This is a genomic window from Ruegeria sp. H7 (genome assembly GCF_056532945.1).
Window position 1 is genome coordinate 1 of sequence record NZ_JBQFNZ010000008.1, and the last position, 24,461, is coordinate 24,461.

28 protein-coding genes and 1 pseudogene are annotated in these 24,461 nt (G+C 59.2%); 15 read left to right on the plus strand and 14 right to left on the minus strand.

Going from position 1 to position 24,461, the window contains the following annotated elements; genetic code table 11:
* From ACR0AC_RS16340 to parC, 3 genes are all read right to left on the minus strand, one after another.
* On the minus strand, positions 1-244 hold a 244-nt coding region (locus tag ACR0AC_RS16340), incomplete at its 3' end, for a GTP-binding protein (protein ID WP_244327575.1).
* Positions 245-359: 115 nt separating this feature from the next.
* On the minus strand, positions 360-950 hold the full coding sequence (locus ACR0AC_RS16345; protein ID WP_480874835.1) for a hypothetical protein: 591 nt from the start codon (positions 948-950) through the stop codon (positions 360-362).
* Positions 951-1,046: 96 nt separating this feature from the next.
* A complete protein-coding gene (parC, locus tag ACR0AC_RS16350) occupies positions 1,047-3,395 on the minus strand; it encodes a DNA topoisomerase IV subunit A (RefSeq protein WP_480874838.1) in 2,349 nt (782 codons plus the stop codon).
* A gap of 214 nt (positions 3,396-3,609) precedes the next feature.
* Here parC and ACR0AC_RS16355 point away from each other — a divergent pair, with 214 nt between their 5' ends.
* The 6 genes from ACR0AC_RS16355 to ACR0AC_RS16380 all read left to right on the plus strand — a co-directional run bounded on the left by ACR0AC_RS16355 (position 3,610) and on the right by ACR0AC_RS16380 (position 8,035).
* Positions 3,610-4,263, plus strand: a complete 654-nt coding sequence (locus ACR0AC_RS16355) for an SH3 domain-containing protein (RefSeq protein WP_480874841.1) — start codon at positions 3,610-3,612, stop codon at positions 4,261-4,263.
* Positions 4,264-4,331: 68 nt separating this feature from the next.
* Positions 4,332-5,159: an SDR family NAD(P)-dependent oxidoreductase gene (locus tag ACR0AC_RS16360; protein ID WP_480874844.1), complete on the plus strand. Its 828-nt coding sequence runs from the start codon at positions 4,332-4,334 to the stop codon at positions 5,157-5,159.
* 80 nt (positions 5,160-5,239) lie between these two features.
* On the plus strand, positions 5,240-5,443 hold the full coding sequence (locus ACR0AC_RS16365; RefSeq protein WP_170454604.1) for a twin transmembrane helix small protein: 204 nt from the start codon (positions 5,240-5,242) through the stop codon (positions 5,441-5,443).
* Positions 5,444-6,016 (plus strand): cob(I)yrinic acid a,c-diamide adenosyltransferase, encoded by a 573-nt coding sequence (locus tag ACR0AC_RS16370; protein ID WP_480874848.1) that lies wholly within the window; start codon positions 5,444-5,446, stop codon positions 6,014-6,016.
* Between the two features lie 331 nt (positions 6,017-6,347).
* Positions 6,348-7,106 carry an electron transfer flavoprotein subunit beta/FixA family protein gene (locus ACR0AC_RS16375; RefSeq protein WP_170454609.1) on the plus strand — a complete coding sequence of 253 codons (759 nt, stop codon included), beginning with the start codon at positions 6,348-6,350 and terminating at the stop codon, positions 7,104-7,106.
* Positions 7,106-8,035: an electron transfer flavoprotein subunit alpha/FixB family protein gene (locus tag ACR0AC_RS16380; protein ID WP_480874850.1), complete on the plus strand. Its 930-nt coding sequence runs from the start codon at positions 7,106-7,108 to the stop codon at positions 8,033-8,035. The genes ACR0AC_RS16375 and ACR0AC_RS16380 overlap by 1 nt, the downstream gene beginning before the upstream one ends.
* A gap of 56 nt (positions 8,036-8,091) precedes the next feature.
* On the opposite strand, the gene ACR0AC_RS16385 is transcribed toward ACR0AC_RS16380, so the two are convergent.
* Positions 8,092-8,904, minus strand: a complete 813-nt coding sequence (locus tag ACR0AC_RS16385) for a DUF6473 family protein (protein ID WP_480874851.1) — start codon at positions 8,902-8,904, stop codon at positions 8,092-8,094.
* Positions 8,905-9,066: 162 nt separating this feature from the next.
* Between ACR0AC_RS16385 and ACR0AC_RS16390 the strand changes: the two genes are divergently transcribed.
* Positions 9,067-9,942: a 3-hydroxybutyryl-CoA dehydrogenase gene (locus ACR0AC_RS16390; RefSeq protein ID WP_170454613.1), complete on the plus strand. Its 876-nt coding sequence runs from the start codon at positions 9,067-9,069 to the stop codon at positions 9,940-9,942.
* Between the two features lie 74 nt (positions 9,943-10,016).
* Here ACR0AC_RS16390 and ACR0AC_RS16395 read toward each other — a convergent pair whose 3' ends face one another.
* The 7 genes from ACR0AC_RS16395 to ACR0AC_RS16425 are packed head-to-tail and all read right to left on the minus strand — an operon-like array spanning position 10,017 to position 15,439.
* Positions 10,017-10,916, minus strand: a complete 900-nt coding sequence (locus ACR0AC_RS16395; protein ID WP_170454615.1) for a lysophospholipid acyltransferase family protein — start codon at positions 10,914-10,916, stop codon at positions 10,017-10,019.
* Positions 10,917-10,955: 39 nt separating this feature from the next.
* Positions 10,956-11,225 (minus strand): HPr family phosphocarrier protein, encoded by a 270-nt coding sequence (locus tag ACR0AC_RS16400; protein WP_170380425.1) that lies wholly within the window; start codon positions 11,223-11,225, stop codon positions 10,956-10,958.
* A gap of 16 nt (positions 11,226-11,241) precedes the next feature.
* Positions 11,242-11,634, minus strand: a complete 393-nt coding sequence (locus ACR0AC_RS16405; RefSeq protein WP_170454617.1) for a PTS sugar transporter subunit IIA domain-containing protein — start codon at positions 11,632-11,634, stop codon at positions 11,242-11,244.
* Positions 11,631-12,524: an RNase adapter RapZ gene (rapZ, locus tag ACR0AC_RS16410; RefSeq protein WP_480874855.1), complete on the minus strand. Its 894-nt coding sequence runs from the start codon at positions 12,522-12,524 to the stop codon at positions 11,631-11,633. The genes ACR0AC_RS16405 and rapZ overlap by 4 nt, the downstream gene beginning before the upstream one ends.
* Positions 12,509-12,979, minus strand: a complete 471-nt coding sequence (locus ACR0AC_RS16415; protein WP_170454621.1) for an HPr kinase/phosphatase C-terminal domain-containing protein — start codon at positions 12,977-12,979, stop codon at positions 12,509-12,511. Before ACR0AC_RS16415 ends, rapZ begins: the two co-directional genes overlap by 16 nt.
* A gap of 4 nt (positions 12,980-12,983) precedes the next feature.
* On the minus strand, positions 12,984-14,702 hold the full coding sequence (locus ACR0AC_RS16420; protein WP_170454623.1) for an ATP-binding protein: 1,719 nt from the start codon (positions 14,700-14,702) through the stop codon (positions 12,984-12,986).
* Positions 14,703-14,734: 32 nt separating this feature from the next.
* Complete coding sequence (locus ACR0AC_RS16425; RefSeq protein ID WP_170454625.1) at positions 14,735-15,439, minus strand: response regulator transcription factor; 705 nt, start codon at positions 15,437-15,439, stop codon at positions 14,735-14,737.
* Positions 15,440-15,783: 344 nt separating this feature from the next.
* Between ACR0AC_RS16425 and ACR0AC_RS16430 the strand changes: the two genes are divergently transcribed.
* The 6 genes from ACR0AC_RS16430 to ACR0AC_RS16455 all read left to right on the plus strand — a co-directional run bounded on the left by ACR0AC_RS16430 (position 15,784) and on the right by ACR0AC_RS16455 (position 21,798).
* Positions 15,784-17,382 carry a phosphoenolpyruvate carboxykinase gene (locus tag ACR0AC_RS16430; protein WP_170454627.1) on the plus strand — a complete coding sequence of 533 codons (1,599 nt, stop codon included), beginning with the start codon at positions 15,784-15,786 and terminating at the stop codon, positions 17,380-17,382.
* Between the two features lie 365 nt (positions 17,383-17,747).
* Positions 17,748-18,038: a hypothetical protein gene (locus ACR0AC_RS16435; protein WP_170454629.1), complete on the plus strand. Its 291-nt coding sequence runs from the start codon at positions 17,748-17,750 to the stop codon at positions 18,036-18,038.
* A 33-nt stretch (positions 18,039-18,071) separates the two neighbouring features.
* Positions 18,072-18,614, plus strand: a complete 543-nt coding sequence (locus tag ACR0AC_RS16440) for a hypothetical protein (protein WP_480781558.1) — start codon at positions 18,072-18,074, stop codon at positions 18,612-18,614.
* A 234-nt stretch (positions 18,615-18,848) separates the two neighbouring features.
* A complete protein-coding gene (locus ACR0AC_RS16445; RefSeq protein WP_480874862.1) occupies positions 18,849-20,540 on the plus strand; it encodes an acyl-CoA dehydrogenase family protein in 1,692 nt (563 codons plus the stop codon).
* Positions 20,541-20,745: 205 nt separating this feature from the next.
* Positions 20,746-21,300 carry a hypothetical protein gene (locus ACR0AC_RS16450; protein ID WP_480874865.1) on the plus strand — a complete coding sequence of 185 codons (555 nt, stop codon included), beginning with the start codon at positions 20,746-20,748 and terminating at the stop codon, positions 21,298-21,300.
* Between the two features lie 105 nt (positions 21,301-21,405).
* Positions 21,406-21,798 carry an META domain-containing protein gene (locus ACR0AC_RS16455; RefSeq protein ID WP_480874868.1) on the plus strand — a complete coding sequence of 131 codons (393 nt, stop codon included), beginning with the start codon at positions 21,406-21,408 and terminating at the stop codon, positions 21,796-21,798.
* On the opposite strand, the gene recO is transcribed toward ACR0AC_RS16455, so the two are convergent.
* Entirely contained in the window at positions 21,782-22,507 is a 726-nt protein-coding gene (gene recO, locus ACR0AC_RS16460; protein ID WP_480874871.1) for a DNA repair protein RecO, read from the minus strand. The two genes, ACR0AC_RS16455 and recO, sit on opposite strands and share 17 nt — an antisense overlap.
* A 179-nt stretch (positions 22,508-22,686) precedes the next feature.
* On the opposite strand from recO, the gene ACR0AC_RS16465 reads away from it, so the two are divergent.
* Positions 22,687-23,076, plus strand: a complete 390-nt coding sequence (locus tag ACR0AC_RS16465) for a VOC family protein (RefSeq protein WP_170737674.1) — start codon at positions 22,687-22,689, stop codon at positions 23,074-23,076.
* Positions 23,077-23,085: 9 nt separating this feature from the next.
* On the opposite strand, the gene ACR0AC_RS16470 is transcribed toward ACR0AC_RS16465, so the two are convergent.
* Together ACR0AC_RS16470 and ACR0AC_RS16475 are read right to left on the minus strand one after the other, a co-directional pair.
* Positions 23,086-23,409: a SemiSWEET transporter gene (locus ACR0AC_RS16470; RefSeq protein WP_170454640.1), complete on the minus strand. Its 324-nt coding sequence runs from the start codon at positions 23,407-23,409 to the stop codon at positions 23,086-23,088.
* A gap of 110 nt (positions 23,410-23,519) precedes the next feature.
* A pseudogene (locus ACR0AC_RS16475) lies at positions 23,520-23,651 on the minus strand (DUF1491 family protein); the annotation flags it as partial.
* A 200-nt stretch (positions 23,652-23,851) separates the two neighbouring features.
* Here ACR0AC_RS16475 and ACR0AC_RS16480 point away from each other — a divergent pair.
* On the plus strand, positions 23,852-24,460 hold the full coding sequence (locus ACR0AC_RS16480; RefSeq protein WP_480874875.1) for a hypothetical protein: 609 nt from the start codon (positions 23,852-23,854) through the stop codon (positions 24,458-24,460).
* Position 24,461 lies beyond the last annotated feature (1 nt).

Here is a 24,461-nt window from a genome sequence, read left to right on the forward strand (position 1 = left end):
CGGCGTGGCCGGGGCAGTCAACGTGCGCATAGTGGCGGTTGTCGGTCTCGTATTCCACGTGGGCGGTCGAGATGGTGATGCCGCGCGCTTTCTCTTCCGGCGCGCCGTCGATCTGGTCATACGCTTTGAAGTCACCGAAATACTTGGTGATTGCTGCGGTCAGCGTGGTCTTTCCGTGGTCAACGTGGCCAATCGTGCCGATGTTGACGTGCGGTTTTGTACGCTCAAACTTTTCCTTTGCCATTCCTCAGGCGCCCTTTTGCGATTTGGGGGACCCTTGGTCCCGTGGTTACATCTGCGCGCGCGAGATATTTGGTTCACGGGGGAAAATCAAGCACATCCTTGGGGAAATGCGCCGATCACGCCGGATTTTGCGTAACCTCGGTGGATTCGAGCGGTCGGATCAGGTCTGGGCGCTTGTCGAACCAGCCATTGTCCTTGTGTTCTTCTGCCAGCCATTCCTCGACCCGGTCGGCCACTTTCAGGGCCAGACCGCTCATTTGTTCTTCTTTGGTCCGCTCATTGCCGGACCCTTTCAGCGCGCTGCCTCCGGTCGTGTCTTCCAGAACCTGGAACTGCTTGGCCTTGGCCAGAAATTCTTTCTTGTTCACATCGTAGACATTGACCAGCACAATCGCCGTGCTTTTGGGGTTGTAGATGACCGGAATGCCCGGAGGGGCCAGCATGTAGCCTTCGAGGCTGATACCGATGTCGTAATCCTGCGCGCCCTCATAGCGACCCAGCCGGATATCCACGGCGTTCTGAATCGCAGCTTCCCATTCCTGCGGCGTCGCATCGCGCGAGACTGGGCCTTGTTTGGCTTTCTCGGCAAACGCGTAATTCACCCGCAGCTTGAACTCGCCCAGCGACTCGGGTTCTTCATAGACCTGCGTCTGGGTGCACGCGCCCATCAGGGCCAGTCCGGTGATCAGGGTCAGAATGCGCAACATGATTGTGTCTCGATAGGCCTGTTTTCTTTGATCTAGCGCACCGATACGGGTTGTGCCAAGCCGTATCGGCAGAAATCCACCCGAGACCTGTTCAGATCACGAGAACTTATAGTCGCGCGGGAACCCGTAAGGCGGCTTTTTCCCGACGCTGGCGCGTTTTGCCAGCCATTGGGACATATCGGCCTCGTGCCGTGTCTTGTCGCCGCCCATGGACCATTTCAGGCCCTCTTCCCAGTTGAAGGTGGTGATGTCCGACAGGCCGCCATCTAGTTCCAGCGTTCCCTGCCGGCCACGTGCCATATTGTATCTCTGCAGGCGCACGCCCTTGCCGCGGGTCATCTCGGGCAGTTCCTCTGCCGGGAAGACCAGGAACTTGCCGTTCTGAGATACCACGGCCACGTGGTCGCCCGCGACCGGCTTGCAGATCATCGCTGTTTCGTCACCTTTGACGTTCAGCACCTGTTTGCCGTTCCGTGTCTGCGCCAGCACCTCATCCTCGGACACCATAAAGCCGTTCCCCGCATCCGAGGCCACCAGCAGCTTGCGCCCCGGCTTGTGGATCAGAATGTCGATGATCTGCGCCTCGTTCGGCAGATCAACCATCAGGCGCAGCGGTTCGCCCGTGCCCCGCCCGCCGGGCAGGTTGGCCGCGCTGACCGTATAGAACCGTCCGTTTGAGGCAAAGACCAGCAGGCGGTCGGTTGTTTCCGCATGGAAGATGAAACGCGGGCCGTCGCCGTCTTTGAACTTCAACTCGCGCTTCAGGTCGATATGGCCGGTCATGGCGCGAATCCAGCCCATCTGAGAGCAGACGACCGTGATCGGTTCGCGGTCGATCATCGCCTCAAGCGGCACTTCCTCGACCTGTCCGGCCTCAGCAAACTGAGTGCGCCGCGCGCCGCCTTCGTAGTCTTTACCGAAGGTCTTTTTGGTCTCTTTCAACTGCTCGGCGATTTTGGCCCATTGCAGGGTGGGATCGGCCAGCAGGTCTTCGAGGTTGGCGCGCTCCAGCATCAATTCGTCACGCTCACGCACCAGCTCCATCTCTTCCAGACGGCGCAAACTGCGCAGACGCATGTTGAGGATCGCGTCGACCTGAACCTCGGACAGTTCCCCCTCGCCCGGTTTGGGCGTGACGTAATCAGACTCGTCGGTGGCGCGAACATGATCAATGCCCCAATCCTCGCGCATCAGCGCGGCCTTGGGGTCATCGTCATAGCGGATGATGTCGATCACACGATCAAGGTTCAGGAAGGCGACGATAAAGCCCTCCAACACCTCTAACCGATGGTCGATCTTGCCCAGACGGTGACGCGAGCGGCGGATCAGCACCTCTTGCCGGTGATCGAGGAAGGCCCGCAGCACTTCCTTCATCGAGCAGACCTTGGGCGTTACCCCGTCGATCAGCACGTTCATGTTCAGGCTGAACCGCACCTCGAGGTCCGAGTTGCGGTAGAGCATCCCCATCAGCACCTCGGGGTCCACGTTTTTCGAACGCGGCTCAAGGATCAGGCGGATGTCGTCGGCGGATTCGTCGCGCACATCGGCGAGGATCGGGATTTTCTTGGTCTGGATCAGTTCCGCGATCTTTTCGATCAGCTTGGATTTCTGAACTTGATAGGGAATCTCGGTGACAACGATCTGCCATTGACCGCGGCCGAGGTCTTCGACCTCGAACTTACAACGCAGGCGGAAAGATCCACGCCCGGTGCGATAGGCCTGCGCGATATTCTCGGGCGGTTCGACAATAACGCCGCCGGTCGGGAAATCCGGGCCGGGCACGTAGTTCAACAGCGTGTCGTCACGGGCATCCGGCGTCTTGATCAGATGCAGACAGGCATCGCAGAGTTCCGAGATATTATGCGGCGGAATATTCGTTGCCATACCCACCGCGATACCGCTGGCCCCGTTGGCCAGCAGGTTCGGGAACTGCGCAGGCAACACAACCGGCTCGGTCAGCGTCCCATCATAGTTGTCGCGGAAATCAACAGCGTCCTCGTTCAGACCCTCAAGCAGCGCCTCGGCCACGATGGTCATCCGTGCCTCGGTGTAGCGCGAGGCCGCCGGGTTGTCGCCGTCGATATTGCCGAAGTTCCCCTGCCCGTCGACCAGCGGGTAACGCACGTTGAAATCCTGCGCCAGACGCGCCATCGCGTCATAGATCGCGGCGTCCCCATGCGGGTGATAGTTGCCCATCACATCGCCGGAAATCTTGGCCGACTTCCTGAAACCTCCGGTTGCACTGAGTCGCAGCTCTCTCATCGCATAGAGGATTCGCCGATGAACCGGCTTCAACCCGTCCCGCGCATCCGGCAAGGCGCGGTGCATGATGGTGGACAGCGCATAAGTCAGATAGCGCTCACCAATCGCGCGGCGCAGGGGTTCGGCTACCTCACCCCCGTTATCGGGGGCCTCCATATTGGGGTCGTCGATCGTGTCATTCATACATGATGTGATACGACGCTAGGCCGTCTGGGTAAAGCAAGCAGAGTGCATTTTGCTGGGGACAAGTCGCGCTTTTTGCAACAGGGGGAGACAAGCTGGTGTTTTCCCCGAATTTTCGACTCGGCCACTCAATTATGGTACCATCCCAACAATTGAATGATTGCTGCCAAATTTTTGTTCTGTTGTTGTAACGATTGACCTTGGGGGATGCGCCATGACGCGCCTGATACTGATTACTTTTGCCGCACTCGGCTGGGCCTTTTACGTGATGAGCGACGGTCCTGATTTCGAACCGCGTGGATTGCGGGCCGATAATCCGCAACGCATGGCGGCGGCCTTCCAGCCAACCCCCGAACCCAAGGCCCCGGCCCCGGCCCCAGTCGAAGATCTGGTAACGCAGGTCAGCTTTGCACCTGAACCGGCTGTGGAACCCGCGCCTGCGCTTGATGCGCTGGCTCAGCCTGAACCGGCACTTACCGAGGATGAGACCAAAGCCCTGTTGGCGCAGGTTGCTGCGGGGCTGCAGGCCAATCCGTCGCTGTTTGAAGACCAGACCGTGACGCTGGCACTGGCGTCTTTGGAAGACGGCATAACCTCGTTGCAACAAGTCGCAACTGACGCCGACCCCGAGGTCGTAGAGGTGCCGGCGCTGCCTGAACCCGAGAAGGACATCCGGGAAATCTCGGGTACGCGCGTCAATATGCGTGACGGGCCGGGAACGATCTATCCGATCATTGGCAAGGCCCGGATCGGCCAAAAGGTCGAAGTGCTGAGCGAGTCCGGAACCGGCTGGTTGCGACTGCGCGTGTTGCCCGGGCAACAGATCGGATGGATTTCCGCATCTCTTGTTCAAAAAACCCAAGACTAAGGTTGCCCGTCATTGTCCTGCCCCAATGCCCGCCATAGCTATTGGTGACATTCTGGGGCGGGATTCTCATGCAGAAATCGATTCTCATTACCGGGTGCTCATCCGGCATCGGCCTTGACGCGGCACACGGTATGCGTGCGCGCGGCTGGCGGGTTTTTGCCTCGTGCCGTCAGCAACGCGATTGCGACCGGCTGCGCGCCCAGGGGTTCGAAAGCCCCAGAATTGACTATCAGGACGCCGACAGCATCAAGGCCGGTCTGGCCGAGGTTCTTGCAGCCACCGGCGGCACGCTGGACGCGCTGTTCAACAACGGCGCGCACGGGCTGCCCGGCGCGGTCGAAGACGTCCCGACAGATGGTTTGCGCCATATCTTTGAAGCGAATGTATTTGGCTGGCACGAGCTGACACGCCAGGTGATTCCCGTCATGCGGGAACAGGGGCATGGCCGGATAGTGCAATGCTCGTCGGTGTTGGGACTGGTCGCGTTTCCGTGGCGCGGGGCTTATGTCGCGACCAAATACGCGATTGAAGGCCTCAGCGATACGCTGCGCCTTGAATTGCGGGGCACCGGTATCCGGGTGATCCTGATCGAACCGGGTCCCATCACCTCGAAGCTGCGGGAAAAAGCCATCCCGGTCTTTGAACGGTTCATCGACTGGGAAAACTCGGCGCTGCGCGAGAAATATGAAGAAACGCTGCTCAAGCGGCTGTACGAAAGCTCGGGTCCAGATAGGTTCGAACTTCCGGCATCAGCCGTAACGGCCAAACTCGCGCACGCAGTTGAAGCGCGCAGACCAAAGCCCCGGTACTACGTGACCACACCCACCTACATCGCCGGGTACCTGCGTCGGATTCTGCCGACCGCAGCGATTGACCGGATTCTGTCCCGCATCTGAGACGAAATTACTGGTTCGCTTTTTGATCCTGTGGGGCTAGATCAGGTCCAACGAAACTAAAACGCAGACGGTGATACCTGATGGACCTATTGATGGTCGTTTTGCTTCTGGCCATGGCGGCGGTGGTCGTCGTGCTGACCCTTGGCATCGCGAATTTCGGCAAAGGCGGCATGGCGGCTGCAAAGAAAAGCAACAAGATGATGCGGCTGCGTATCCTGTTTCAGTTCATTGCCGTCGTTTTGATCCTTCTCTACGTCTATCTCAGCGGACAGGGAGCGCAGTAAATGGTCGTACTCAACAAAATCTACACCCGCACAGGCGATGACGGTAAGACTGCGCTGGGGAACGGAGAACGTGTCGCCAAATACTCTGGGCGTGTGGCGGCCTATGGCACCGTGGACGAGTTGAATTCCTTTGTCGGCGTGGCGCGGACCGAGGCTGATGGTCCAACCGATGCCGCACTGGCCCGAATCCAGAACGATCTGTTCGATCTGGGCGCGGATTTCTGTCGCCCCGATATGGAAAAGGATGCCGAGGCCAATTACCCGCCCTTGCGCATCGCCCCGGCCCAGATCGACCGGCTGGAGGCCGAGATCGACGCGATGAATGCCGATCTGGAACCCTTGCGCAGCTTCATTCTGCCGGGCGGATCGCGTCTGGCGGCCCAATTGCATGTGTGCCGCACCGTGTCACGCCGGGCCGAGCGGCTTGCCGTTGAACTGACAAACATGGAGCCGGTGAACGCGGTGGCCGTCAAATACCTCAATCGCCTGAGCGACTGGTTCTTTGTCGCCGCACGGTGCGCCAACAACAACGGCAAAGACGACGTCTTGTGGGTTCCGGGCGCGAACCGCTGAAAGCGGCGAAACGTCCAGTGGACGTTCTGGCGGCCGGAAGGGCAAAGCCTAGGGCTCAATCCCCGCAGGCACGAACGAGCGTTGCCCCGTAACAGGCTGAGACCCAGTTGTTTGACGCCACGACATGCCTGATCCCGCATGCTCAAAAATCGGCCCCACCCCGCACTGTTATTTTCCGCCGTGGCGTCAAAAATTACGAAACGCGACGTCCCGAGCCCCTGACGTGACGATTTTGCCCTGTTGCACCGTGAATTGAGACGCTATTCAGTCGTCCGAGAGCATTGGTGGAGTCGCGTTGCGACTTACCGTTTTTGTGAGGAGAAAGCGCAAAATGAAGGTACTCGTGCCTGTCAAGCGCGTGATTGACTATAATGTGAAGGTCCGCGTGAAAGCGGACGGTAGCGGTGTTGATCTCGCCAATGTCAAAATGTCGATGAACCCGTTCGACGAGATTGCCGTGGAAGAGGCGATCCGCCTGAAAGAAGCGGGCAAGGCTGACGAAGTGGTTGCCGTTTCGATCGGCGTCAAGCAGGCGCAGGAAACCCTGCGGACCGCGCTGGCCATGGGTGCGGACCGCGCCATTCTGGTTGTTGCCGCCGATGACGTCCATCAGGACATCGAGCCGCTGGCCGTCGCCAAGATCCTGGCCAAAGTGGTCGAGGAAGAGCAGCCCGGCATCGTTCTGGCGGGCAAGCAGGCGATCGACAACGACATGAACGCCACCGGCCAGATGCTGTCGGCCCTGCTGGGCTGGTCGCAAGGCACCTTCGCGTCCGAACTGGACATCGAAGGCGACACCGCCAAGATCACCCGCGAGGTTGACGGCGGCCTGCAGACCATCAGCGTCAAGATGCCGACCATCGTGACCGTTGACCTGCGCCTGAACGAGCCGCGCTATGCGTCACTGCCCAACATCATGAAGGCGAAGAAAAAGCCGCTGGACGAGAAAACCGCCGCAGATTACGGCGTCGACGTCACGCCGCGTCTGGAAATCGTCAAGACCGAAGAGCCGCCGGCACGTGCCGCAGGCATCATCGTGGGCTCGGTTGACGAGCTGGTCGGGAAACTCAAAGAAGCGGGGGCTGTGTAATGGCTGTTCTTCTTCTGGCTGAAGTCAACAATGGCGAGCTGTCGCTGGACGCCACCGCCAAGGCCGTAGCCGCCGTCAAGTCGCTGGGCGACATCACCGTTCTGGCCGCTGGCGGTTCCGCTGCCGCAGCTGGTGAGGTTGCTGCAAAGATCGAAGGTGTCTCGAAAGTTCTGGTTGCCGAAGACGCATCGCTGGGCCACCGCCTGGCGGAATCGACCGCAGCCCTGATCGTTTCGCTGGCCGATGGGTATGAGCACATCGTTGCCCCTGCGACCACCGACGCCAAGAACGTGATGCCGCGCGTTGCCGCGCTGCTGGACGTGATGGTGATCTCGGATGCGTCCGGCGTGGTTGACGGCTCGACCTTCGAGCGTCCGATCTATGCGGGCAACGCGATCCAGACCGTGAAATCGAACGACGCCAAGAAAGTTGTCACCATCCGCACCGCGTCCTTTGACGCAGCGGGCGAAGGCGGCGCGGCATCGGTTGAAACCGTTGCGGTTCCCGGCTCCGAAGGACTGTCGTCCTGGGTTGAGGACAAGGTGGCCGAGAGCGACCGTCCGGAACTGACCTCGGCTGGCGTTGTTGTTTCGGGCGGCCGTGGTGTCGGCTCGGAAGAGGACTTCAAACTGATCGAAACGCTGGCCGACAAGCTGGGCGCGGCGGTTGGTGCCTCGCGCGCGGCGGTAGACTCGGGCTATGCGCCGAACGACTGGCAGGTGGGTCAGACCGGTAAGGTTGTTGCTCCCGATCTGTATGTTGCCGTCGGCATCTCGGGCGCGATCCAGCACCTTGCTGGTATGAAAGACTCGAAGGTCATCGTTGCGATCAACAAGGACGAAGAAGCGCCGATCTTCCAGGTCGCCGACTTCGGACTAGTCGCTGACCTGTTCCAGGCCGTGCCGGAACTGACCGAGAAGCTCGGCTGAGCAAAGACCCCAGGTCTTTGAAAGTGATGTTAGCAAAGGCCCGCCATTGGCGGGCCTTATGCGTTCAGGTCCCTCAGGACCGGCACAACCGCCTCGGCAATCTGCCTGTGCGCGGCCGGGCCAAGCATGTGTTCTGCTATCGGCTGTTGTAGCGTCCCGAACAACATATCCTCAAGCGTGTCCGACGCGCCGGACACGGCGACAGAGCACGTGACTACCCGCGCGGCCTGCGGCCTCAACGCCTCGACCATGCCGGCGTTCACCGGGATGGGGTCGTCCTCGATCGTATGAACCCGCTGAATCTGCAGATGCAGCAGCACCGTCTGCGGGTCCAGCTGCTCCAGAAACGTGCCAAGGGACCGCAACCAACCCTGACGCAGTTCATGTGCGATCACTTCGAACCGCGCATCATGTCTTGCCTGCAGACGCTTTAGTAAGTGGCGCACAAAATGCACCTCGGTAAAGTCGATATCGGGATACAAATCCAGCAGGTCCTGCGTTGGTTCTAGAAACCGGTCATTGCGGCGGGGATGCACGCGGTAAAACCGGTTCGACTGGCCATGAACCTGAGGCAGTTGGATCACGCATCTCTGCGCCCGGTTTGCCAACCTCAGCAGACCTTGATCGCGCGTCAGCGCCTCGACACCCGCGAACAGGCTGCCAAAATTGGCGCAGGTTTTGCCCAGTTGCTTCTGTACTGCATCCGGAAACGGAGAATCGACAAAGCGCCCGAAGGTTTCATCCCCGCCGATGCAGGCGATAAACGGAAGGTCCAGCGTGCAGGGCGGCCCCCTAAACCACAATCTGGTTCCGTCATACTGGCATACGTCATTCTCGGCCATGCCCGAGCCTGTCTGATGATAGCTCATCTCACTCACCCAATTTTCACCCGGTTGCCATCTTGCCGCCCCGGATGTTGAGATTCCCCTAATGTGCGCATTTGAAGCGAATTCGAGCGACCTCAGCCCCTTGCCGCAAGCCCCGAACTGTCGATACTGTCGCCGTAACGCGCAAGGCAAAGGCAGCTGAATATGGATGTGAAATCGGTCGGAGTGATTGGCGCAGGTCAGATGGGCAACGGGATCGCCCATGTGCTGGCATTGGCGGACTATGACGTTTTGCTGAATGATGTCAGTCAGGAGGCCCTGGATCGCGCCTTGACGACGATTGAGGGCAACATGGCCCGGCAGGCGTCACGCGGGAAGATCAGCGATGACGCGATGCAGGCCGCCTTGAAACGGATCACAACGACGCTGGAGCTGCCGCAACTGGGGCAAACCGATCTGGTGATCGAAGCCGCGACCGAACGCGAGACCATCAAACAGGCGATTTTCGAGGATTTGCAGCCGCATCTTCAGCCGCATACGATTCTGACCTCGAACACCTCCTCAATTTCCATCACCCGACTGGCCAGCCGCACGGACAGGCCCGAACGGTTCATGGGGTTCCACTTCATGAACCCGGTGCCGGTCATGCAGCTTGTCGAGTTGATCCGGGGGATTGCCACGGATGAACCAACGTTCAAAGCCTGCAAGGCAGTGGTGGACCGTCTGGGCAAGACAGCCGCAAGCGCCGAGGATTTCCCGGCCTTCATCGTCAACCGCATTCTGATGCCGATGATCAATGAGGCCGTCTACACCCTGTATGAAGGCGTTGGGAATGTGCAATCCATCGACCAGTCCATGAAGCTGGGCGCAAACCACCCGATGGGGCCCCTGGAGCTGGCCGATTTCATCGGGTTGGACACTTGCCTGGCAATCATGAACGTGTTGCATGATGGCTTGGCGGACACCAAGTATCGCCCCTGCCCGCTGCTGACGAAATATGTCGAGGCCGGTTGGCTGGGCCGCAAGACCGAACGCGGGTTTTATGACTATCGGGGCGAAGTGCCTGTTCCGACGCGGTAAGAGGGGGCCAGCCCCCTCGCCCGGATTTCATCCGGGCTCACCCCCGGGATATTTCTGGCCAGATGAAGGGCGGATTAGGGTTTGTCTGATGTGCCCAGCGACATGGTGCGGTTTCTGAGCCACGCCATGAAGCCGCGCGGATCGCGTTCCAGCAACTGCATGTCGTCGTCATTGATCGGTTCGCCGATAACCGGAGATTGCGGTTTTTTGCAGGACCGGACGATTTCGTGCAGCAGCAGACCCTGCCGCAGGATCGGCGACAGTTTGTTGGCGATCTGATACCAACGCGAGTTGCTGCCGGGGAAGAAGATCGGCAGCACTTGCGCACCCGAGCGTCGGATCATCTTGGCGGTGAAGACGTTCCATTCCCGCTCGATCGCCGGGCCGAACCAGTCGTCCGAGGACATAACAACGCCCGAGGGGAACAGGGCCACAACGCCGCCGTTTTTCAGATGCTCCATGGCCTTGCCGCGCATTTCAAGCATCTTGGCCTGTGCTTCGGGGTCGTGCGGAAAGGGAACCGGAATCATGAATGAGGTCGCAGCCTCGTCCAGCCCGGTCAGCACGGACCGGGTCAGGATGCGATAATCGCTGCGCACGCGCCCGATCAGTTCGGCCAGGATCATGCCGTCCACCATGCCGTGCGGATGGTTGGCCACGACAACAACCGGGCCTGTCTTGGGGATGCGGGCGATCTGTTCCTCGGGTGTGGTCAGGTCGATGCCCATGGTTGCCAGAGCACCGCCCCAAAACCTTTGACCTCGATAATATTCGTTCTTTTTCTCGAACTTGTTGACCATCCGCAAAATGGTCAGTTTGCCGGTACACCATTCGATGGCGCGAATGGCGGTCGAGGTCCAGGCATCGTCGAACGAGTTCGCGTAGGTCAGGGTTCTACGGTCGTAGATTTCGCCCTGGTCTTCGGTCCCATCAACCACCGGGCCTGTCTTGGTCTCGTGCGTTGTTTCCGCCAATTCCTGGTCTTCCCGTTCTTTCTGTCCCGCGGGGCAGCCTTAGAACCCCTCTCCGAACTTGTCATTCACAAGCGTTTCCAGAGCTTCTGCCAATGCCTCAGCATCCGGCCCGGACGTCTCGACGTCAATAGTCGTTCCGCGCGAGGCTGCCAACATCAAAAGGCCCATAATGCTGTCTCCGGATGCAGAAAGGCCGTCCTTGGACACTTCGGCACTGGCGTCAAAGCCTTCCACAACCTCGACCAGCTTGGCGGACGCGCGGGCGTGCAGGCCCTTTTCGTTAATGATTTTCAAGCTTCGGTTGGTCATTTCAATGAGTCCGGTCTTAATCCAATGTCACATTTTGCGCATTGATGTACTTGCGTCCAGCCTCCATTGCCTGCCGCACGGCATCAGGGACCGGCAGGTGGCGGCTTTTGGCCAATTTGATCAGCATGGGCAGGTTGGCCCCATAAAGGATTCGGCGATCCTGAGGGGCACAGGCCCGCAGGCTGAGATTCGAGGGGCTGCCGCCGAACAGATCCGTGACGATCACAACGCCGTCGCCAAGGTCCACTTCATCCGCGGCGCGACAGATTTCAGCCTGTTTTTCGTCACGGTCATGATCGGCCTCGATCGCAATGGCTTTCAGGCCGGGCTGCGGCCCGACCACATGCTGCATGGCGGCCAGATACTCCTGAGCCAAGCCCCCATGCGCTACGATCACAATCCCGATCAATCCGGCCTCACATTCAACGATCGACGTTCCATCTCGCGGTGCCTAATTGCCACCTGCTGCCCCCCTTCCGCAAGGGCCTTTGCAACCGCTTCCGCCATCGCCACCGATCTGTGCTGGCCACCGGTGCAACCGAAGGCCACAGACAGGTGCGCTTTGCCTTCGGCGCGGAAGGCTGGCAGCAGCAGGTTCAGCAGATCTATGACGCGGTCAAAGAACGGCGCGTAATTAGCATCTGACTGGACATAGCGCGCCACATCCGGGTTTCGACCATCCTCGGACCGCAATTCGGGCCGCCAATAGGGGTTGGCGAGAAATCGGCAGTCAAAGACCATATCCAACCCGCGTGGCAGGCCGCGTTTATACGAGAAGGATTCGATTGATACCGCCAGATGCCGCCCGCCCTGGGGGGCAAACCAGCGCTCGACCTCTTCGCGCAGCTGATGCACGTTCAGGGTGCTGGTGTCGATCAGGGTGTCGGCAATCTCGCGGATGGGGGCCAGCAGCTCTTTCTCGCGCCGCACACCGGTTTCCGGCCCTGCATCCTGGGCGACGGGGTGACGCCTGCGGGTTTCCGAAAAGCGGCGCAGCAGGACTTCGTCGCTGCAATCAAGGTACAGAACCGTCAGATCCACCTGCGTCATCCGGCCCAGCTTTGCGGCCAGTTCGATAAATCCTATGGTCGAGAAATCGCGGTTGCGCGCGTCGATACCCAGCGCCATGGGCCGGTCAGGCTCGGCGCCTTCAAGCAGACGCGCCAGCAGGCCCATGGGCAGGTTGTCAATCGCTTCGAACCCCAGATCTTCCAGCACGTGAATGGCGGTCGAGCGGCCCGCGCCCGATGGTCCGGTCACCAGAACGATTCGCTTTTGCGCTGTCATTTGTTCGGCCATTCCGGGTCTACGCGTCCCATTCTAAGAAGTTGCATCAGGGCTGGTGCCAAATTGGGCACGCCCGCGCCGCGAAGCAAGGGAACAGTTTGCCTCAGCAACGGGGTCGTGACGGGTTCTGGCAGGCGTGCGGGTTCGGATTGGTCAAGGTCGAGGACAAAGCGCAGCGGCACAGGCTCCGTAGGTTGCGCACGAAGCAGGCCAATCCCGCGTGCCTCGATCAGACCCGCGATTTCGGGGACTGCGGAGGCAATGATTTGATCGTCGCGCATCGCCAGATCAATGCGATCATCGCCGACTAGCACCGCGCCCAGAGCCATCATCTGCAACGCCAGCGACGACTTTCCGGCCCCTGATGCGCCCACAATCAGCAGGCCGTGGCCACCTGAGGCGACGCAACTGGCGTGAACGCGGGCGCTGTCCCGGTTCACCGCATTTGTCAGGGACGGAATAGTCATGACCTCAGACAGGCAGCCCCACCACAAAACGGGCGCCCAGCGGGTCCGAGGTGACGTCCGCTTCGGTCGGGCGGATGTTTTCGGCCCAGATCACACCGCCATGCGCCTCGACAATCTGTTTCGAGATCGCCAGCCCAAGGCCCGAGTTGTTGCCGAAATGCTCAGCCGGGCGTTGCGAATAGAACCGTTTGAAGATTTTGGTCAGGGCCTGTTCCGGGATGCCGGGGCCGGTATCTTCGACCACCACAAGCACGCGATTGTCGCGCTGGCGGACCCAGACCCGGATGGCGTCGCTTTCTTCGCAGAAGGAAATCGCATTGGTGATCAAGTTGACGAAGACCTGTGCCAATCGCGCCTCAAGCCCGTTGATCACAATCGGATCCGACGGCAGGTCAGTGATATAGTCGATCCCCTTCGCGCGGGCATCCTCACCCAGAAACTGCCCGATATTGCCCAGCAGCTTGAGCAGGTCAAAAGGTTGTTCTTCTTCCTTGACCAGTTCCGCATCCAAACGCGAAGCATTCGAGATGTCGCTGACCAGCCGATCCAGCCGCTTCACATCATGCTCGATCACACCAAGCAATTTTTCGCGCTGATCATCGCGTTTGACCATGCGTAGTGTGCCGACAGCAGATTGCAGACTGGCCAGAGGGTTCTTGATCTCATGCGCGACATCGGCGGCAAATTGTTCGTTCGCATCGATCCGGTTGTAGAGCGCAGTGACCATCCCACGCAACGCACGGCTGAGCCGACCGATTTCATCCGGGCGCGCGCTGAGGTCCGGGATGCGGATACGCCCCGGATTGACGCCCGTACCCCGATCCTTGCCCATTTCCGCCGCCGAGGCGAGGTCGGCCAGCGGGTTGGCAATGGTCGAAGCCAGAACAAGGCTCAGACCGACTGAGACCAGCAGGGCGACGACAAACATCTGCAAAATGCGCTCCTGCTCGCGCCTAGCCAGCGCGTCAATCTCACCGGCAGGGCCGGATATTGCGACAGCACCGGCCGGGATGCCTTCGTAGAGAATAGGTGCCGCGGCCACGATCACAGTGTCGCCCGCGTCATCCTGCACTGCCTTTACCTGATTTTGACCCGCCAAAGCTTGTGGGACTATGGCCTGAACCTGCTGCGCCAGCGTCGGTGCTTCGGAGTCGGACGACCAGTTGAAAACCCGCGACAGACCCGTCCAGACCGCGTTGAGTGCATCGCTGATGACGGTGCCTCCGGTCTGCATATCCGCGTCCGATCGCAACAGGATGGGCATGTCAGATGCCTGTGGCGCGCCGCGGGTCCAGCCGATCAGGGTACCGCGGGAGTCGTAGACAAACACCTCTCCCCCTTCGGGCAGGCGAAGGCCGGACAGCGTGTCTTTCACATCAAGCTGGGCCGCATCGCGTGATGATTGCACCGCGCCCTGCCGCAGCTGCGTCTCGAACACGTTGCTGACAAGATGCGCGTCTCCGATCAGGTTGCGCGCGGTCTGCTGCACCTGCTCGGATCGCGAGTCATCCAGGTAAAGCAGCCCCGTGACAAGGATCACAAGGGCAATCAGATTGAACGTGATGATCTTGCGGGCCAGAGGCGAGCCGCGCAGTGAAAACAGGTTTCTGCGGGATCGTTTTGCGCTTAGCTCTGCAGAATCGGGGTCTTGCGGGATGACCCAGTCATCCCCAAGAACGACATCACCGTCGCGCAATTCATTGGCTTGTTCGGTGTCGCGCACGGAACCCCATTACCCCTTGTAGATGGCCGCGCCTATTCTTCGTTGTATCTGTACCCGATACCATAAAGGGTTTCGATAGCCGAAAACTCGGGATCAGCAGCACGCATCTTCTTGCGCAGCCGCTTGATGTGGCTGTCGATGGTGCGGTCGTCCACATAGACCTGATCGTCATAGGCCACATCCATCAACTGATCCCGGCTTTTGACAAAACCCGGACGTTGCGCCAGCGCCTGCAGCAACAGGAACTCGGTCACGGTCAGGGACACATCCGTCCCCTTCCAGGTGACCGCATGGCGCAGCGGATCCATCCGCAGGTCGCCGCGTTCCATCACTTTGGTATCGCCGGTGTTGGCGGCCGAAGCGTCACCGCTGGTTGCCTCTTGCCGCCGCAGCAACGCGCGAATGCGCTCGACCAGCAGACGCTGCGAGAACGGCTTTTTCACGTAGTCGTCCGCACCCATACGCAGACCCAGAACCTCGTCAATCTCATCGTCTTTCGAGGTCAGGAAGATCACCGGCATCTGCGTCTTTTGGCGCAGGCGCTGCAACAGATCCATGCCATCCATGCGCGGCATCTTGATATCTAGTACGGCCATGTCCGGCAGCTTTTTGTTAAACGCGTCCAGCGCGGCCTGACCGTCATTGTAAGTTTCAACCTCGAACCCTTCGGCCTCGAGCGTCATGGATACGGACGTCAGAATGTTTCTATCGTCATCCACCAGTGCAATCTTTGACATCGGGCTTACCCCTATTCCTGCTCACTTACGCAATAATACGCTTTTTTGTAAGGCATTGTTGGCGTTTTTGATGCGCCGAATCAATGCGTAACTGCGAATCGTGCCATTGTTGCGGCAGCTATGAGGCAAAAATGCCTTGCTGCCCGCAAAATGCTGCCCGGTTTTCCGACAGGAAATCTTTGGTGGCGCTAAACTTTAACTTGGTTGCGCTAACTGCGCCAAACCGTCCTGTTCATGCCCCAAACGACCGTGATAAGACCCGCCCATCGGCCGGTATGTCCCGGCAAAATGCCCCAAGAGCGCACCCGGCCAACCGCCGCCGCGCCGCACAGGAGAAGATACGCATGACATCTGGACGGGTTAACCCGCAATTCCGCCTCGAAGATCAGGGCATCGAGGGTCTGGGCAATGTCTATTACAACTTCATGGAACCGGCGCTGCTCGAAGAGGCCCTAAAGCGGGGCGAAGGCACCCTTGGCAATGGCGGGGCCTTCCTGGTCACCACCGGTAAATTCACCGGCCGTTCGCCCAAGGACAAACACGTCGTCAAGACCGACAGTGTGGCCGACAGCATCTGGTGGGAAAACAACGCGGCGATGAGCCCGGAAGGTTTCGACGCCCTTTATGACGACATGGTCGAGCATATGAAGGGTCGTGACTATTTCGTGCAGGATCTCGTCGGCGGGGCCGATCCGGCCTATTCGATCAATGTGCGCATGGTGACCGAACTGGCCTGGCACAACCTGTTCATCCGCCACCTGCTGCGTCGCCCGGATCGTGAGGATCTGGACGAGTTCATCGCAGATTTCACTGTCATCAACTGCCCCAGCTTCCAGGCCGACCCGGCCAAGCACGACTGCCGCAGCGATACCGTGATTGCAATGAACTTCGACCGCAAGCTGATCCTGATCGGTGGCACGGAATATGCAGGCGAGAACAAGAAATCCGTCTTCACCCTGCTGAACTACATGCTGCCGGAAAAAGGCGTGATGCCGATGCACTGCTCGGCCAACCACGCGGTTGGCAACCCGGTGGATACTGCCGTGTTCTTCGGCCTGTCGGGCACCGGCAAGACAACTCTGTCGGCAGACCCGTCGCGGATCCTGATCGGGGATGACGAACACGGCTGGTCGGATCGCGGCACGTTCAACTTCGAAGGTGGCTGCTATGCCAAGACCATCAACCTCAGCGCCGAGGCCGAGCCGGAAATCTACGCGACGACCAGCAAGTTCGGCACCGTCATCGAGAATATGGTCTTCGATCCCGAAACCAAAGAGCTGGATTTCGACGACGATTCGCTGACCGCGAACATGCGCTGCGCCTATCCGCTGGAATACATCTCGAACGCGTCGAAAACCGCGCTGGGCGGGCATCCGAAGAACATCATCATGCTGACATGCGATGCCTTCGGCGTTCTGCCTCCGATCGCGCGGCTGACACCGGCGCAGGCGATGTATCACTTCCTCTCGGGCTTCACCTCGAAGGTGGCGGGCACCGAACGTGGCGTGACCGAGCCGCAGCCGACCTTCTCGACTTGTTTCGGCGCGCCCTTCATGCCGCGCCGCCCCGAGGCCTATGGCAACCTGCTGCGCGACAAGATCGCCCAGCATGGCGCGACCTGCTGGCTGGTGAATACCGGCTGGACCGGTGGGGCCTATGGCGTTGGCAGCCGGATGCCGATCCGCGCGACCCGCGCGCTGTTGACCGCGGCTCTGGAAGGCTCGCTGCGCGACGCCGAGTTCCGCAAGGATGCCAACTTTGGCTTTGACGTCCCGGTCACAGTGCCCGGCGTCGCTGAGGTTCTGCTGGATCCGCGCCGCACCTGGGATGATCAGGAAGCGTTCGACAAGCAGGCCGCAAAGCTGGTGCAGATGTTTGCCGAAAACTTCGAACAATATGTCCCCTTCATCGACGAGGACATCAAAGCCGTCGCAATCGGCTGATCCGGATTAAGGGGCGTCCGCGCCCCTTTTTTCTGCGCTTGCGAATCCACTGATGATCAACCCAAAGTTGCATCTGACGCACCTCACGAACAAATTTATTGTTCTGAATGCCTGGTTGGGATAGGGATTTGGGTCATTAAACCGAAAAGACCCGGCGCATTTGCACCGGGCCGAAACTTAAAAGACCTTTGGGTTGCCTAAGCCAGCACACTCACCTCGGCAAATTGGGCAACCTAATCAGACTGGTAGTCTACTGGCATGGGGATGAGTGTCAATATGGGACTTGCTGACATATCTCGCGATCAGCGTGTTCTGAACCGTCGTGACTGGACGGCGTTTGGCACGGACAAAGACAGGTAAGAATTATGACCGAAATCTCGAAACTGACCGAACTGCGCAAGCTGATGCAAAGCATGGAGCGAACGCTGGGGCTGGAAAAGCTATCCCCGGTTGAGCGTGACATCTACTACGCCGCCGAGGAACTTTCCAAGGCCGATCAGGAGGTTCGCACCTTTGGTCTGATCGAACACACATTGGTTCAGAGCGTCTCGCGCCCGACATTTTTCCGCGCGCTGAAATCTCTGGTCGAAAAAGGCTATCTGTCGCAAAGCGGCAATGCCAACCGGGGACGTTATATCGTACATGCGCCCAGATAAGCTGGGCCTTGGGCGCATCGGTGGCTAGTTCCGGTGCGCAAGTGGGCCTCTGAAACCTTCTTTGCCTCTTTGGCCTATGTGGTCGCGTCGTTCCTCACCTTCGAGGTTCTGATGCCGCTTCAGAACATGTTCTTTCCGGAATACCCAAGCCGGGCCAGCCTGCTGTTCCTGCCCCATGGCGTGCGCGTGCTTTCCGCCTGGCTGTTGGGCTGGCGCGCGATCTTTGCTCTGCTGCCCGGCGTTTTTCTGGTCTTCGCCTTTCTGGGGGGAACGGATGTTTTCCTGCCCAGCCGCCTGATGGCGATGGCAATCGCTGTCACGACCGTTCCGTTCGTCTTCTACCTGCTGAAATGGGCCGGATGGGACCTGTTCCCACGCTCCGACAAAAAGCCCTGCTGGATTTGCGTGATGGGCGTTGGGATCGTCACATCTTTTTTGGTCTCGGGCCTGACCAATCTGGCCTTTGGCAGCGCGACGGTCGAGTATATCGCCTTTTTGATCGGCGACATCTCGGGCCTGTTCTTCCTGATGCTCGGGCTCTATTTCGCCTTTCGCTTTGCCGACAAACGGCGCTGAGGCGCTGCCATCGCCAGACGGTTGACGCCTCGGGCCTGCGACAAATACCCCCAATTTGACCCCGGCCCGGCCCTGTGGAAATCAACGGATTTGCCGCTAATTCCCCAAATGGACCCATTCTGCACTGCAAAACGATCGGGAAATTTTCGAACTTTATCGCCACGTAATACGTATTTTTGTTGCGCTGCATGTGCAAAATGATATGACCAGACGACCCAGAAAAGGACACGATTCATGGCCCATGACGGACAGGATATGACCCAGATGACCACACACGCGATTTTGCCCGATCTTCTGACCTTGACCCGGCAGGCCGTCCCGGCTGTCGAAGCCGTTTTCGAGAAGGCGCGCAATTCGGTTCGCGAGATGGTGACATCCGACGGTCGCGTGTCTGGCGCCCTGATCGAAGCCAACCAGACCGCCGCCCATGGGCTGGCCTGGCTGGCCACCTACTACCAGTCGTTGAAGCAGATGCAGCGCTGGGCCGAAGCGTTGGACGCAAACGGCAAGTTCGGCGAAATCGAGCAATTGCTGCACCAGATCGCCTTTGGGGAATACCTGCATCAGGTCGCGGGCGGCATCCCAATGAACCAGAGCGAGCTTGTGCGCCTGCAGGATCTGGGCCTTGGCTGGGACGCGCTGTCCAGCTTCCAAAGTTCCGAAATTCAAACTCTGATGGCGCAGGCCAACTCGCAAGCCGCTCGGACGCGGCTGGTCGAGCTGATGGAGGCGCAAGCCGGTTCTGCCATGTTCGGAGCTTCGGGCCTTGATGAAGAGCTTGAAATGATCCGCGACCAGTTCCGCCGCTACGCGGTCGAAAAGGTCGAGCCGAACGCCCATGACTGGCACCTCAAGGACGAATTGATCCCGATGGAAATCATCGAGGAACTGGCCGAAATGGGCGTGTTCGGCCTGACCATCCCCGAAGAGTTCGGCGGCTTCGGTCTGTCCAAAGCGTCGATGTGCGTCGTGTCCGAGGAACTGTCGCGCGGCTATATCGGCGTCGGCTCGTTGGGTACCCGGTCCGAGATCGCGGCCGAGTTGATCCTGGCGGGCGGTACGGATGAGCAAAAGGCCAACTGGCTGCCCAAACTGGCCAGCGCCGAGATTCTGCCCACCGCCGTCTTCACGGAACCCAATACCGGCTCGGACCTTGGCAGCTTGCGCACCCGCGCGGTCAAGAATGCCGAAGGTGATTATGAGATCACCGGCAACAAGACCTGGATCACCCATGCGGCCCGCACCCATGTCATGACCCTGCTGGCGCGCACCGATCCTGACACCACCGATCACCGTGGCCTGTCCATGTTCCTGGCCGAGAAAACCCCCGGCACGGATGACACCCCCTTCCCCACCCCCGGCATGACCGGCGGCGAGATCGAGGTGCTGGGCTATCGCGGCATGAAGGAATACGAGCTGGGCTTTGACGGCTTCAAGGTCAAGGGTGAAAACCTGCTGGGCGGCGAAGAGGGCAAAGGCTTCAAACAGCTGATGGAGACGTTTGAATCCGCCCGCATCCAGACTGCTGCCCGCGCCATTGGCGTCGCCCAAAGCGCTCTGGATATCGCCATGCAATACGCACAGGACCGCAAGCAGTTTGGCAAGTCGCTGATCAATTTCCCGCGCGTGTCGGGCAAGCTGGCGATGATGGCGGTCGAGATCATGATCGCGCGCCAGTTGACCTATTTCTCGGCATGGGAAAAGGATCATGGTCACCGCTGCGATCTTGAGGCGGGCATGGCCAAGCTGCTGGGCGCGCGTGTCGCCTGGGCTGCTGCCGACAATGGGTTGCAAATCCACGGCGGCAACGGCTTTGCACTGGAATACAAGATCAGCCGCGTCCTATGCGACGCACGCATTCTGAATATTTTCGAGGGAGCCGCCGAAATTCAGGCACAGGTCATCGCACGACGTCTGCTCGGCTGACCGAATTCGGCACTCCTGTTTCCCCAACTGACCCGGCCTTTGCGCCGGGTCTTTTTCTTTCGTTGACCGTTTTGCCTGAATCCAGGGTACCGCACCAATGGGAAATGGATGTGATCCGCCGATGTCAGAACTTCCCCTTTGAACTTGGCCCAAAACCCGGTTAGAGCGCCCCGACGACCCTCAAGACGGTTTACAGGCACCCGAAATGACCAGACGACTTTTTTTGCTTTTGGCCACCTTGGCATCCTTTGCCTTGGCGGGGTGCGCAAAGACCGTGCCAATCGCCAGCCAAACCGATGTCGATGCGCTGGCACAGGCCATTCAGTCCCTTGGGCCAAATGTCGATCCGGTCGAGGCGCGTACGGCGGCGCAGATTTCCTACAGCTACTCTCGGCAACTGGCGCAAGAGTGGAACGTCACCGACCCTGCGATCATTCACAACGCAAAGATCATCAACGGGTTTCGCGAAAAGGGCCTGTGCAATGACTGGGCACAGGCAATGACCACACGGTTGCGGCAGGAGAATTTCCGGACGCTGGACCTGCACTGGGCCACATCCCCACCGACAGAGTTTCGGATCATCCACCATTCGGCCCTGATCAGCGCCAAGGGGGATTCGATGTATGACGGCCTGATCCTGGACCCCTGGCGTCAAAGCGGCGCATTGTTCTGGGCGCCCGTCCGAGAGGACACAAGATACAACTGGCGTCCAAGGCTGGAGGTGCGAGAGCAATTGCTGAGCGGCGAACTGGCGTTCTAGCATCGCCCTTCTCGCCTGTCGCACAAGCGCTCGCAACGACTTGACCAGCTGAAACGAAGCGGCCTAAACGCGTATTGCAAAGGCCCGTGACCGAAGGAGGTTGCAATGATCCGCTATGCCTTGATCCTGCCGCTGATGGGGCTGTTTCAATGCCGACAGGACGAAACGGTGGCTGCCTATGGCGCAGACGGTCAGACCTGGAAGCTGCAAGAGATCGATGGTCAGCCCTATTCCGCCAACGCTCTGCTACAGTTCCCGGAAGAGGGGCGGATCGCAGGACAGGCCCCCTGCAACAGCTATCAGGGCAGCCTGAACGCGCCATACCCGTGGTTCGAGGTCCAGGACCTGAGCGCCACACGCGCCGCCTGCCCCGAGCTTGAGCAGGAAGGCATGTACTTTGCCGCCCTGCTGACCATGACCCAATCCGAAGTGTCCGGCGATGTGCTGATCCTGCGCAACGACGACGGGCACGAGATGGTGTTCACAGCCGCCGAGTAAGCTGATCCACAAACCTTGCCCGCGCTTCGGGCAATGGTGTGTGCCCCAAGGCCGGGGCCACGCGGTGGTGCAAGAAATACCCTGTCGTTTTCAAGGCATCGACGATTTCGGTATCCGGTGCGGCCCCCTCGCCGCGCAGGCAAGGCGGCAGCGGCAACAACCGGTCCGCCCAGTCACCCGCCCCTGCCGCGCTAACCGCCCGCCCGGTTTTGGGCGAGACAAAGACCAACCCCTCGGTGGATCCGGTCACAGCACAGGTGGTCAGGTCCAGCCCAAACCCCAACTCCTCAAGCAATGCCACCTCCCACCGCAGATAAGCAAGCGGCCAGATGTCGTCCTGCCCCAGAAGGTCCATAAGCTGTTCGGTCTGCTTGTAGATGGCGGGATGCGGTTCGCGTTCAGGCAGGCAGAAAGACAGCAGGGACACCACCGCATTCAGACCCGCTAATGCCAGCCGCCCCGAAAACGCTGCCGCCGCGCGGGATCGCAGCGGTTCGACCTGAAATGTGCCGATATGCTCTTCCAACCGAGCGCGCCACAGCACGTCCAACTGCGCGCCCGGCTGCAGGATCGGGGCGATCTTGCGGCTGGTGCCGCCCCGCACCACCCCGGCGTGGCGTCCGTGGGCTTCGGTAAAGACCTCAATAATCGCGGCGGTTTCACCGTGGCGGCGAGAGGTCAGAAGTATGCCGTGATCGCGCCAGTCCACGTTTGGCCTCGTTAGGTCATCAGATATGTGCGCAGGAAATCTCAACGCTGTTACAGGTTCAAGATAGAAACGGATCAGGGTGGCTTTGCACGCAGCCAAAAACACGTTGCGTGAAACCTGTTAACGCAGTAATGTTCCCTTATTATTCCCTTTATGTTCTCAACGTAAGGATTCAGCAGATGTCCCTTAACTACGTCATGATCGGCTCAAACGATGTCGAAAAAGCCCGCAGCTATTACGACGCGGTTGTGCCCAAAATCGGCGGCAAGGTCATCGCGGAATATATGCCGCACGCGGTCTGCTATGAACTGCGGGGCGGTGGGTCCATGTGGGTCGCGACGCCATTTGACAAAGAGGCGGCGACAGTCGGAAACGGAAACATGGTTGGTCTGCTGTGCGACAGCAAAGCGGAAGTGGGCGAGGCGCATGCGGCGGCTCTTGCCAATGGGGGATCGAACGAAGGTGATCCGGGTGACCGGCCTCAGTATGGCCCTAACTTCTATGCCGCTTACGCGCGCGACCCGGACGGGAACAAAATGAGCTTTGTCTATTTTGGCGATGCAGGCTGAACGCCCGCCTCAGAAGGTCATACCCGCGTGGATCAGAATGCCGATCACCATCAGAAGGTTCAGCACCATCGAAATCCCGTTGCCCACATAGATGGGCAGTTTGCCGACGACCAACCCATAGGCAAACCACAGAAACGACAGCGCAGCATAAAGGGACCAGGACAACAGGGACTGGCCGGTCGCGTGCTGCGAGTGGGTGAAATAGAGTTTGATTAACTGCGGAAGCGTGGCAAAAGGACCAACGACCCCGATGAAAACCATGAACCCCTCGAACCGCTGCATCCAGTGACCGAGCTCGGATTTTTCCAGTTTCTCCGCAAGCGTTTCAGCCAAGCAAACACCTCATTGTCTTGCGATATTCCAAAATCAGGCCAGTTTTCCCAACCACATCCTGCATCAAAATAGTCGCTTTGAGCGGTGCGTCAAAGACCCAACTGCCAAGCTTATTCCAACCCCTCTTCCCCTAGCAAATGCCGACCCTGCCGATCTTCGACCTCGATCACCCAGAGGTCGGGATCATAGCGGCGTTGGCGTTGGATGGCCTCGTCCACGTCGCTTTCGGGGCCGGTGGACAGCGCAAATCATTTCGGCTGACCGTTCATTGGGTCAGGGTTGGCGCGATAACGGCTTGCCACAAGGCAGAGATGTCCCGAACACGTTTAAACTGCAGAAAACCTACACAACAACATACGAAAATCTGCTCAATACCAATCACAGGTTGGTCCGGCACGTTCAACTTCGTTTACCGCACCTTTTCCAGTTCAAGGATTGTTCTATGAAAGTCATTAGATGCTTTTTCTTCGCAATTGTCGCGTTCTTCTGCCTCGTTGCAGCTACGATAGCTACAATTCGCCACCCTACAGTTTCTGTCGCCTTCGAAGCACCCGACCGGAAAGTCGGAGGAACGTCTGTAAAAGGTTTGACTATTGCAGTGCAGAAGGCCCCGATACCACGTTCACTCAGTTGGAAAAAACACCGTCGGGTGGTGGTCTGTGATGACCCTGTCTTTTGCACCTCAGAATACCTCATCGCTGACTTCTCACGGAAGCTGAATCTTTACCGGCACCAAGACAGTTCAATCGTCCTGACAAACGACATTTGGATGATCGAATTGCAGGCCGGCCCGGAAGTTCGTGTCTTTGACAGCCAGGAAGAAAAGGCCGCTCAATTGAGAGACCCCGGCTGGGATTGCGGCATAATAGGACCATTGGCAGAGGTCGGGTTTCCTGCATCCCTCTATTTTAGAGACATGGAGTTCATTGGTGCGTTCTACATGACTGGAAGCCAGCCGCGGGCAATGGATTGTTTTGTTTATCGTGGGTCAAAATTCTTACCATCTGCGATGCATGGTGAAGATTTGTGCAGCTATCCCAGCAGAGGTTGAA